Annotated in this window: 6 protein-coding genes; all 6 read left to right on the top strand. The window is 62.1% G+C overall.

All coding sequences use genetic code 11. The annotated features are described in order from the left end of the window. Window positions 1–14: 14 nt before the first annotated feature. The 6 genes from FNZ07_RS11610 (at window position 15) to FNZ07_RS11585 (ending at window position 12436) form a co-directional block, all read left to right on the top strand. A complete protein-coding gene (locus tag FNZ07_RS11610; protein WP_091006457.1) occupies window positions 15–767 on the top strand; it encodes a VWA domain-containing protein in 753 nt (250 codons plus the stop codon). A 114-nt stretch (window positions 768–881) separates the two neighbouring features. Next, entirely contained in the window at window positions 882–1481 is a 600-nt protein-coding gene (locus FNZ07_RS11605; RefSeq protein WP_170275720.1) for a TerD family protein, read from the top strand. Between the two features lie 93 nt (window positions 1482–1574). Next, entirely contained in the window at window positions 1575–2540 is a 966-nt protein-coding gene (locus tag FNZ07_RS11600; protein ID WP_143097996.1) for a hypothetical protein, read from the top strand. Between the two features lie 108 nt (window positions 2541–2648). Next, window positions 2649–8762, top strand: a complete 6114-nt coding sequence (locus tag FNZ07_RS11595) for an MG2 domain-containing protein (RefSeq protein ID WP_091006452.1) — start codon at window positions 2649–2651, stop codon at window positions 8760–8762. Between the two features lie 86 nt (window positions 8763–8848). Then, entirely contained in the window at window positions 8849–11254 is a 2406-nt protein-coding gene (gene pbpC / locus FNZ07_RS11590; RefSeq protein ID WP_211367831.1) for a penicillin-binding protein 1C, read from the top strand. Window positions 11255–11722: 468 nt separating this feature from the next. Beyond that, window positions 11723–12436, top strand: coding sequence for a carbonic anhydrase (locus FNZ07_RS11585; protein ID WP_245811286.1), 714 nt, complete (start codon window positions 11723–11725; stop codon window positions 12434–12436). Window positions 12437–12519 lie beyond the last annotated feature (83 nt).

Below are 12519 nucleotides of genomic sequence, written 5' to 3'. Positions count from 1 at the left end.
GGATACTTTTCCACATGGCTGTCGATCTGCATAAAAAAGCCGAGCGCGCGGGTATTGTCCTGAAGAAGCAGGGCATCGCCAGTCCGCCAAGACTGCGCGTCGGTCTGATGATGGATATCTCGGGCTCGATGCGAGGGCTCTATAACGACGGTACCGTTCAGGAGGTCGTCAATCACGTGCTGGGACTCGCGATGGCGTTCGATCCAACGCACCGGCTCGACGTCTTCGTGTTCGACCACAAGTACGCGCAACTGCCGTTGCCGGCGACGCCCGACAATTTCCACGATTACGTCGAGCGCCAGATCCTGACCGAAGACGAAATACCGAAGTTCGGCACGACGCGCTACTCGGGCGTGATCCACGCGTTTCAGGATCACTACTTCGGCCTCGATCCGAAGCATCAGGAACACCGCCAGCACAAACCGGGCTTGCTCGGACGGCTCTTTCACCATCAGTCAGGCGCGGAGCCGCAGGTCGACCCGTCGCTCGCGAAGATTCCGGTGCTGGGGCTGCTGATTACCGATGGCGACAACGAGGACCATCGCGAAGCGGAAGTGGCTATCCGGCGCTCGGAGGATTTCAACGTGTTCTGGTCGCTGGTCGGCGTGGGCGAGCATCGTTTCGAGTTTCTGCGGCGCATGGACCGCGAGTTCGAAGATTCCGAATTCGTCGATCTCGAGCACCTGAACATCTCGGACGAACAACTCTATGCGGAGCTGGTGAGTCCGAAGCTCGTGCAGTGGTTGAAGGGTCACCCGCCCATGTAACCGCGATAACCGCGATAACTGCGGTATTCGCAGGCACTCCAGAACCTACCCGGGACGTGCAAGGCTCGACACCTCCCGCAGGACACCAGAGTCATTTCTATATGGAATTCGAACGTGATTAACCTGCAAAAAAACCAGGGCATCAACCTCTCGAAGGATCATGCCCACGTGCGGCGCTTTCTCGTGGACACGAAGTGGGACGTCAATGCGGCGGCACAAAGCCGTCTCGACCAGTTCGAGGTCAACGTCAGCGCCTTCCTGCTCAATCACAAGACCGGCAAGCCGCTGGCCGCCCGCGACGAAGACTTCGTGTTCTACAACAACCGCCAGGATCCGACCGGCGCCGTCGTGCATCGTCCGGACGACTGGCAGGACGGCGACGATGCGATGACGCTCGACCTCGACATCCTGGCTGCGCAGAATCCCGGTGTCGACGAAGTGTCGCTGATCGTCGAGATCTACGAAGGCCTGAAGCGCAGGCAGAATTTCGGTCACATCAATCACACGACCGCGGTCATCAACGACGCCGATACGAAGACGCCGATCGCGCAGTTCCGCCTGACCGAAGACGATGCGACCTATACGGCCGTACAGATGGGCTCGTTCGTGCGCGAAAACGGCGACTGGCATTTCAAGGCCATCGGCACCGGCTACAATAAGGGCCTTGCCGCATTCCTGAGCGCCTATGGCCTGCAGGCTGCAGACGAGGAATAAGCGAGCCATCAACGAGTTGCGCATGCAACGAGCGGTGCCGTCCAGACGGGCGGCACCGCTGCTTTGCGCAGCTGACCCGATCAGGACGACGTCGTGGACCCCAAACCCTTGTTCGATGAAGAGGAGCCGCTCAAACCGGAGCCGCTCTTCGGGGATACGGGATCGGCCACGGTAACGCCGCTGCCGCTTGAATTTCCCGATGCGCCGGCGGCTGCGCCACAGCCGCCAACCCAACCGCAAACGTCGCAAGCACCGCAAGTTGCGGCGCTTGATCTGTCCGGTACGCCGGACCCAGCGCCGGCTCGCTCATTTGCACCGGACCTTGCACTCGACCTTGGTCCCGACACACCGACACCGGCACCGGTGACGGCGTCGCCCATGACCGCCACCGCCAGCGCCGCGATTCCCATCGACGAGCATCCCAGCATCGCGCAGGCGATGGTACGCGGCACGGAAAAGTTTCCGGACGTGATGCGCGACTACGGCTATCTGGTGAGAAACAACCTCAACCGGATCGTGCCGCTCGATTTCCGCACGCTCACCGATTTCGGCAGCGATACCTTGTCGCGCGCAGCGGATCTGATCGGGCAGGTCGTGAAGGTCAGTCAGAGCCTGCACGATCTCGGCGCCGAAGATCTGATCAAGGACATTCTCGAGAAGGCGGGGAACGCCGGCAAACACAAATCGATGCTGAACCTGCTGGTCAGCCACACGTTCGATCCTCAAGCCGCGATGCTGCAACTGACGGACATCGCCCAGGCGATCCGGCAGTCGCTTACCCAGGTCGACACGATCGACGATCTGCTCTCGCGCGTGCGGATGACGCTGACGGTCGAAACGGCCACGATCGGGATCGTCGACGACATGGCCGATCGCGGCACGATGGGCGACATGCTGGCGCGCAAGGCCAGCGCAATGACGACGTCGCTGCAGGAAGTGGACATGGCGATACGGCAGGCCGCGAATATCCGCAGGCAGGCCGAAGAATGGGTGATGCGCTGTGACGAAGTGAGAACGCTGACGCTGCCTGCAATGGGCTTTCGCAGCAGTCTGGGGTAAAGGTGTTTTTAACGGGGCTTCGGGCGATAAGGGCCACGCATCGTTCGATCCGAATATGAAGAAGACAGGCGGCACATGCTCGCCAACGAAAACCGGGAAATATAACAAATGGGCTTGCTGCGCTTTCTGTTGATGTTGCCGATCCGGATCGTTGCCGGCCTGATGCATCTGCTCGGCTGGGTACTTCGTCCCATCGTGGGTAAGGTGTCGTGGTCCGCGCCGGCCTGGCTGCCGGTGTCCGTGGCGTTCACGAAGCGGCGGCCATGGCACGTCGGCGGCGGTGCGCTCGCCGTCATCGTGCTCGCACTGGCAAGCTGGTTTGGCTGGCAGTGGTATCAGCATCGTCCGAAACCGGTCGAACCCGAGCACATCACCTTCAGCGTGAAGGCGCCGCCGGTCACCCGTTATGTCGGCGATGACGGCACACCGAAGATCACGATCTCGCCGCTCGAGATCGACATGTCGCATTCCGCGGCGCCCATCGAGCTGGTCGGCAAACCGGTCGTCAAGGGCATCACGATGAAGCCGGCGCTCAAGGGCGACTGGATCTGGGTGGACGACCACACGCTGCGCTTTACCCCGGCCGCCGACTGGCCCGTCGGCGTGCATGTCACGGTGACGTTCGACATCGCTCAGGTATTCGCGCCGCACGTGCTGATGGCCGACGACCACATCGACTTCGACGTGCAGGCGTTCACGGCAACGATCGGCTCCGGCGAGTTCTATCAGGACCCGCGCATCGAGACCGCGAAGAAAACCATCATCCCGATCAGCTTCAACTACCCGGTCGATGCCGCGCAGTTCGAAAAGCGCATCGCGTTGGGACTGGTCGGCCGCGATGGCAAGTCGTCGCCGCTGCGCTACACCGTGGTGTACGACGCGGCGAAGCTGAATGCGTGGATACATTCGGAACCGCTCAGCCTGCCGCACGACGACACATCGGTGGCGCTCACGCTCGACAAGGGCCTGCGCAGTTCGCGCGGCGGCGATGGTACGAAGGACCCGCTACAGACCTCCGTGCGCGTGCCGGGTCTGTACAGCCTCACGGTCAGCAATATTGCGCCAACGCTCGTCGACAACGATCGCTATGAACCCGAGCAGGTGCTGCTGACGGAGATCAGCAACCCGGTGCAGGGTGCGGATCTGAGTAGCCGCGTGAAGGCCTGGGTATTGCCGAAGCGCAACCCCAAGGTCGAACAATCCGACGACGATCCGCCGTACGAATGGGGGCCGTCGGAAGTCAGCGAAACCGTTCTGCGTCAATCGAAGCCGCTCGCGCTCGCGCTGGTGCCGACCGAAGACGACTACGCGGCGCTGCAAAGCTTCAAGTACCACGCCGATCCGGGGCAGCGCGTGTACGTCCAGGTGGGAGCCGGCCTGAAGGGCTTCGGCGGATATCTGCTCGGCAGTCCGGTGACGCAGGCCTTTACGGTGCCGCCTTATCCGAAGTTGCTGCGCTTCATGGCCAACGGCTCGCTACTGTCGTTGACGGGCAGCAAGCAGGTGTCGGTCGTGTCGCGCAATCTGCCTGGCATGAAGCTGGAAATCGGCCGCGTGCTGCCGGGTCAGTTGCAGCATCTGGTGAGCTTCAACGAGGGGACGTACTCGCAGCCGCAGCTCTCGTACAACTTCAGCGAAGACCACATCGTCGAGCGCTTCGACCAGAAACGCGTGTTCCCGGCCGCGGACCCCGGCAAGGCGCACTACGAAGGGATCGATCTTGGCCAGTATCTGAAGAGCGGCAAGCGCGGGGTATTCCTGCTGCATCTATCGGGCTACGACCCGGTGGCGGAAAAGAAGAAAGCGGACGCGGCTGCAAAGGCGAAAGCTGACGGCGATTCGCAGGATGCCGACAGCTCGGACAATTCCGACTCGGACAACTCGAATAGCGCGGACAGTTCCAGCAATTCCGACAGCGGCGATAGCGACGACAGCGCCATGCCCACCGACACCCGCATGATCGTGGTGACCGACCTCGGCATGCTGGTCAAGAAGGGGCTGGACGGCAGCCAGGACGTGTTCATCCAGTCGATCAGCACCGGTCAGCCGGTCAGCGGCGCCAGCGTTTCGGTGCTCGCCGTGAACGGCCAGGCGCTCTACACGCAGACAACAGCTGCAGACGGCATGGTGCATTTCCCGGCGCTCAAGGGGCTTGATCGCGACAAGCGCCCCGAGCTGTACACCGTGCAGAAGGATGACGACCTGTCGTTCCTGCCGGTCGCCGGTCAGGACCGGCAACTGGACTTCTCGCGCTTCGACGTCGGCGGCGAACGCAATCCGACGAGCCAGGGGCAGCTGTCCGCCTATCTGTTCTCCGATCGGGGCATCTACCGTCCGGGCGATCTGTTCCATATCGGCACGATCGTGCGCGCGGCAAACTGGACGCGTAGCCCGGCCGGCATTCCGCTGCAGGCGGAGATCGTGGACCCGCGCGGCATCACGGTGAAGACGCAGCCGGTTTCCGTCGATGCATCGGGCTTTAGCGAGCTGCAATACACGACGACCGACACGGCGCCGACCGGTGCGTGGACAGTGAACCTCTACATCGTCAAGGACGGCAAGGTGGCCGACGACCCGATCGGCTCGACCACCGTGCAGGTCAAGGAATTCCTGCCCGACCGCATGAAGGTCGAGGCAAAGCTGTCGCAGCAGGTCGCCGACGGCTGGGTCAAACCGGATGGGCTGAAAGGGATTGTCGATGCACAGAACCTGTTCGGTACGCCCGCAGCGGATCGGCGTGTCGAAGCTTCGCTGACATTGCGCCCGGTGTGGCCGACGTTCCGCAGCTGGCAGGGGTATTACTTCTTCGATGTACGGCGCGCGAAAGAGGGCTACACGACGACGTTGCAGGACGGCAAGACCGATGACAAAGGCCACGCGGAATTCGACCTCGATCTGAAGAAGTATGCCGATGCGACGTATCAGTTGTATTTCCTGACCAAAGCCTACGAGGCCGACGGCGGCCGTAACGTCGCGGCCAATGCGCAGACGCTTGTATCGAGCAACAACTGGCTCGTCGGCTACAAGAGCGTCGACGATCTCAGCTACGTGCAACGAGGCAGTCCACGCACGGTGAAACTGATCGCCATCGACCCTCACGCGAAAGCGATCGAGCTGAAGGACCTGCGCGCGCAACTGGTCGAGCGTCGCTACATCTCGGTGCTGACGAAGCAGGATTCTGGCGTCTACAAATACGATTCGCGTCTGAAAGAAGTGCCGGTCGACGACAAGCCGCTGACAATCCCGGCCGCCGGCCTCGATTACACGCTGCCAACCGACAAGCCCGGCGACTACGCGCTGCTGATCCGCACGGCGGACGGCACCGAAGTCAACCGCGTGCAGTTCTCGGTAGCGGGCCAGGCCAACGTATCGCGCTCGCTCGATCGCAACGCGGAATTGCAGATCAATCTGAGCAAGACGGACTACGCACCTGGAGAAACCGTCGACGTCGCGATCCGCGCGCCTTATGCGGGGAGCGGCCTGATCACGATCGAGCGCGACAAGGTCTACGCGCATGCGTGGTTCCATGCGAGCACGACCAGTTCGGTCCAGCACATCACAGTGCCGGCTGGTTTCGAGGGCAACGGCTACATCAACGTGCAGTACGTGCGCGATCCGTCGTCCGACGAGATCTTCATGAGCCCGCTTAGTTACGGCGTCGTGCCTTTCTCGGTGAATGTGGATGCGCGGCGCAATGCGTTGACGGTGGATAGCCCGGCGCTCGTCAAACCCGGCCAGACGGTGACGTTCAATCTGCATTCGGCACATCCCGCCAAAGTCGTGGTGTTCGCGGTGGACGAAGGCATTCTGCAGGTCGCGGGCTACAAGCTCGGCGATCCGCTCAAGTACTTCTTCCGCAAACGGATGCTCGAGGTCGGAACGTCGCAGATTCTCGACCTGATCCTGCCTGACTTCGCCAAGCTGATGCAGGCGGCCGCACCGGGCGGCGACGCTAACGACGCGATCGGCCGGCAACTGAATCCGTTCAAACGCAAACGCGACAAGCCGGTGGTGTACTGGTCGGGGATCGTCGACGTCGATGGCGACAAGGCGTTCAGCTACACCGTGCCCGATTATTTCAACGGCAAGCTGCGCGTGATGGCGGTAGCGGTGTCGCCGGACCTCGTCGGCACGTTCGAAGGCTCGACGATCGTGCGCGGCGACTTCGTGCTGTCGCCGAACGTACCGACGACGCTGGCCCCCGGCGACGAGGCAGAAGTCAGCGTTGGCGTCGCGAACAATCTGACCGGCGGCGGCGACAAGCCGGTGCCGGTTGCAGTCGCGCTGAAGACGGGCCCGCAGTTGCAGGTGCTCGGTGCAGCCGTGCAGAGCGTGAACCTTGCGTCCATGCATGAAGGGGTCGTGACATTCCGCGTCAAGGCGACCGACAAACCCGGTTCGGGCAATCTGACTTTCGGCGCACGGTATGGCGACAAGTCCGCCGTGCAGAGCGTCGATCTGTCGGTGCGCCCCGCGGCGCCGTTCCGCACCGAAGTCGACGTCGCGCGTGTCGACCCAGGGATGAAATCGAATCTGCCGAATCTGCGCAACATGTACGACGCTTACTCGTCGCGCGAGGCGAGTATTTCGACCGTTCCGGTCGTACTGTCGGAAGCGTTGACGTCGTATCTGGTCAACCTCCAGAACTATTGCAGCGAGCAACTCGTCAGTGCCGCGGTGCCGCGTCTCATCGCGCAGAACTGGCCGACGCTGCCGTCGCTCTCGAGCGCGTTGCAGCCACGCCTCGCCGACGCTCCGATCACGAACGACGCCGCGCTTGCGCAGTTCCTTGACGTGTTGCGCTCGCGGCAGAACGCGCAGGGCGGCTTTGGTGTCTGGACCGCGACACCGGACGCCGATCCGTTCATCTCGGCTTACGCGATGAACGTGCTGATCGATGCGCGCGACCGTAGCATGGCAGTGCCGAAGGACATGATCGATGCGGGCAATCAGTATCTGCAGAAACTCGCCGCCGACGACAGCCTCGAGTCGCTCGAGCTGATCCGGCAACGCGCTTACGCGGTGTATCTGCTGACCCGGCAAGGCAACGTAACGACCAACAGCCTCGCGGCCGTGCAGAAGCGCTTGCAGGAGGCGTTCCCGAATGACTGGAAGAACGATCTCGCCGCCGCGTGGCTGGCCGCGTCGTATGAGTTGCTCAAACAGGACAAGGCAGCCAGTCAATTAATTGCCGGGCCACAGCGGCTGCTCGAGCGCAAGCCTAAAGACGACGCTTACGCGTACGGCTATTACATCGACCCGTTGACGCGCGACGCCAGCGTGCTTTATCTGCTGGCGAAGCACTTCCCGGATCGCGCCCACAACCTGTCGCCGAACGTGATGGAAAACATCTCGAGACCGCTTGCGGACAATCAGTTCAATACGCTTTCGTCGGCGATGACGATCATGGCGCTCGACGCTTACGCGAGTTCGAATGCGATTGGCCTCGACAAACTGGAGATCGACGAACTGCATGCCGATGGCAGCGCAAAGGACATTTCGTCGGTCGAAGCCAACCTGTGGCGAGCGGGAACCTGGAGCAAGGCGGCGACCCAGTTGCGCTTTGTCAACGGTGGGCCGCTGCCTGCCTGGCGCATTGCCACCCAGTCCGGTTACGACCGCGGCGCGCCGGACAAGGCGATCAAGAACGGGCTCGAAATCGTGCGCGAATATACCGGTACGGACGGCAAGCCGCTCGACAAGGTCACGACCGGTCAGGAAATCGATGTGCATGTGAAGATCCGTGCGACCGGCGACAAGGGCGTCGGCAATGTCGCGATCGTCGATCTGTTGCCGGGCGGGTTCGATCCGGTGCTGTCGTCGCCGCCTGCGCCGGACGCGCAGGACAGCAGCGCTGCGCAAGCCCAGCAGGGGGACAGCGGCAATACCGACAACACGGACAACTCCGGCGATCAGTCCTCGCAGGGCGACGATAGTGGGGATAGTGGAGCAAGCAGCGCTGCGGCGACACCGGCGTGGCGCTCGCCGGTCGGTCTGGCGACATCGACATGGAAGCCGGAGTATGCCGATATTCGCGAGGATCGTGTCGTGATCTACGGTACGGCGACGCCAGACGTGCGCGAGTTTGTCTACCGGATCAAGGCAAGCAATGCCGGGCGTTACATCGTTCCGCCCGCATACGGCGAGTCGATGTACGACCGCCGCGTGCAGGCGAGGTCGCCGGGCGGGGCAACGCTCACGGTCGTCGCGCCCACACCCTGACCGACATGCGGCGTGCGGGGCGTCGACGATGACACCCCGCCGCTGCGTGGCCGACCCGTTGCGCGAATCCGTCTTCAAAGAAGTCTATGGTTCTGTTTCGTTCCGTGCTGTACGGCCTTGGCCGCTGGATGCATCGCTGGCAGAACTGGCTGTCCGGGCTGCTGCTCGTGGCGGCCGCGCTTGTCGGATGCAGGCTGTGGCCGCATGCGACGTTGCAGAGCTGGAAGCCGTCGTCGGTTGCGGTGTTCGACGATCGCGGCCGGTTGCTGCGGCTTGCGCTGTCTAAAGACGATCGCTACCGGCTGTGGGTGCCGCTCGACCAGATGTCGCCGCGGCTCGTCGACGCGGTGCTGCTGCATGAGGACCGCTGGTATCGCTGGCACCCCGGCTTCAATCCCTATGGACTCGCGCGCGGTGCATGGGTGACCTATGTGCGCGGCGGCAATCCGCAGGGCGGCTCGACCATCACGATGCAGCTCGCGCGTTCGCTGTGGCGCATCAATACGCGCACGCCGCTCGGCAAGATGAAGCAGATTGCCCGCGCGATCGAACTGGAACTGTTCTATTCGAAGCGGCAGATTCTCGAAGCGTATCTGAACGACGCGCCTTATGGACGCAATGTCGAAGGCGCGGGGACCGCGAGTCTCGTCTATTTCGACAAACCGGTAAGCTCATTGAGCCTGCCCGAAGTGCTCGCGCTTGCGGTGATTCCCCAAGACCCGGTGCGCCGCTTGCGTAACGCGGCGCAAGCCGAACTGATCAACCCGCAATTGACAACGTCGCGCAACCGGCTCTACGCGCGCTGGCTGAAGTCGCATCCACAGGATGCGGCACTCGGTCCGCTGTTTGCGTTGCCACTGACGCTGAGGCAACCGGCGCAGTTGCCCTTCGATGCGCCGCATGCCGTCGATCAGGCACTGGCCGCGCAACGCGCGCTCGGAGAGCGTTCGGACGGCCCGGCTGTGAGCGACTCATCACGCCTCGTTACGACCATCGATCTCGATCTGCAGCGCAGTCTCGAACGCCAGATCAATCTCTATGTTGCGCGCAACAATACGCACGGTGTGCGCAACGCATCGGCGATTCTCGTCGATACACGCGACATGGGCATCAAGGCACTGGTCGGATCGGCTGGTTTCTTCGATCGCTCGATACAGGGGCAGGTGAACGGCACGCTCGCGCGCCGCTCGCCGGGCTCGACGCTCAAGCCGTTTATCTATGCACTCGGTTTCGATCAGGGCGTACTGCATCCGCAGACCGTGTTGCGCGATGTGCCGAGCTGGTTCGGACCGTATGCACCGGAGAATTTCGACGGCCATTTTCTGGGACCGATTACCGCGACGGACGCGCTGAACCGTAGCCGCAATGTGCCTGCCGTATGGGTTGCATCGCAGTTGCATCAGCCCGACCTGTATCAGTTCCTCCAGCAGGCCGGGGTGGCGCGCATGGCGAGTTCGCAGCACTACGGTCTTGCGCTCGTACTGGGCGGCGGTGAAGTCAGCATGCAGGAGCTGGCCGCCATGTACGCCATGCTTGCGAATCGCGGTGTGCTGAGGCCGCTGCGGTTGAATGCCGCCGATCCGGTGGTCGAAGGCAAGCGGCTATTGAGCGCCGAGGCCAGCTTCATGGTCATGGACATGCTGCGTCAGCATCTGCGGCCGGACGAAACCACGGGCGCGCAACCGTCGCATCTGCCGGTGTACTGGAAGACGGGGACGTCGTGGGCGTTTCGCGATGCGTGGACCGCCGGCAGCTTCGGCCCGTATGTACTGATTGTCTGGGTCGGCAACTTCGACAGTACGAGTAATCCGGCGTTTGTCGGTGTCGATGCGGCGGCGCCGCTGTTTTTCCAGATCGTCGATAGTGTGGAGGCCGAGCATCCCGATCTCGTCGAACCCGTGCGGCGCGGAAAGTTGAATGTGAAACGCGTGCAGATCTGTCTGGCGAGCGGCGACCTGCCGAATCAATGGTGTCCGCAGAAAGGCTGGACGTGGTTTATTCCCGGTACGTCGCCGATCCGCGTCAGCACTGTGCATCGGCCCATGGTGATCGACGACGCGACCGGATTGCCCGCGTGTCCGCCGTATGCGGGCAAGCGCACGCATGAGGAAGTGTACGAATTCTGGTCGTCGGATTTGCAGCAGGTATTTGCCGAAGCGGGGATTCCGCGCCGCAAGCCGCCACAGAATCCAGCATGCACGGGAGCAGGCGCACCGGACGACGATCCACCGCAGATCACATCGCCGTTGCGCGGCAGCGAGTACACGATGCGTTTGACACGAACCGGCGACACGCGCATCGCGCTCAAGGCGACGGCCGACGCCAGCGTGCATACGCTGTACTGGTTCGTCAACAACGGCTATGTGGGACGTGCGGCGCTTGGCGATGCGTTGTACTGGCAACCCGCCACGGCAGGCAATTACCGGGTACGCGTCGTCGACGATCACGGGCGCAACGACGAACGTCCTCTTACGGTCGGACTGGTGGAGTGAGGCAGGGCGGTAGTGCACGAAACATCTCACTGACGTTCGTACATTCGATGACAGAAAAATCATGAAGTGGTCACGTCCGCAAAGCGTTCGCTCTGCAGAATATATTCACCGACGACGCATTTCTCCAGCGTCGAAGGGGTCTCAAGGGTAGCGCGATGGACGGATGACTGTCGCGAACTCTGACGCACTCCGAGTCAGAGTAGTCATTCCGCTTGGCCAGTCCGGAATCTCCGGGCTGGCGCTTTTTTTGTGGCTGCCGGTTTGGGACACGCGTTGCGCGTCAGTGCGACGAGCCATCAATTGACAGACATCCATCAAACCTTCGTCTATCGGCCGAGCGGCAAACGGTAATCGCGGCGCGGCGTTTCTGGACCGCCTTTCACAGTCCGAAGTGGACATGTCGGTCCAGAACAGTATGCGTAACTACTTCAAGGGTGTCGAATGTGTGATTCGCAAGCCTGTACGACGATGGCATCAGCGCCGACCCGTCGATTGTTCCTGCGCATGAGCGGTGCGTCGGCATTCGCCGCCGCGCTGACTGGCAATCTGGCTGTTGCTGCGGAACCCATCGTGCTCCCCAAGCCGCAAAACGCGTTGTCACCGGACGCTGCGGCCACGAGTCTGATGGAGGGAAATGCGCGGTATGTGTCGGGGGTAACCCGGCGTCACGATTTCGTTCACGAGCGAGAGGCGCTCAACAACGGACAGAATCCTTTTGCTGCTGTACTGAGCTGTGCCGATTCGCGAATCGCGCCCGAGTATGCGTTCGATAGCGCGCGCGGCGATCTATTCGTCACGCGCGTCGCGGGAAATTTCGTCAATGGCGACGTGTTGGGCAGCCTTGAGTACGCTGTCGTGGTGTTGAACGTACCGATCATTCTCGTGCTCGGACACGACCGGTGTGGCGCGGTGGATGCCGCGGTCAAGGTTGCGACGAAGGAAGCGACGTATCCCGGAATGATCCATTCACTCGTAACGACGATGCTGCCCGCGGTGGAGAAGGTCAAAGGCAAAACCACCAACCTGCTGGATGCGGCGATCGCGCAGAACGTTCGCGACAGCATGGCCAACCTGGTTGCGCAATCGGCGATCATTCAAGAGGCAAAGAAGGCCGGGAAGCTGAAGGTGATCGGAGGTGTTTACCGCCTGTCCACCGGAAAGGTCGATCTCCTCGAGTCATGAAGGTTTTCCCGGTTTCGAGCGCCCGATCGGGGCGACGAATCTGGACCGTGCATATCGCAAAAATAATCGACGAAGCTAATTAA

Source organism: Paraburkholderia megapolitana (assembly GCF_007556815.1).
GTDB classification, from domain to species: domain Bacteria; phylum Pseudomonadota; class Gammaproteobacteria; order Burkholderiales; family Burkholderiaceae; genus Paraburkholderia; species Paraburkholderia megapolitana.
The sequence above is the reverse complement of the archived record's forward strand: the minus strand, read 5'-3'. Positions and strand labels throughout refer to the sequence as shown.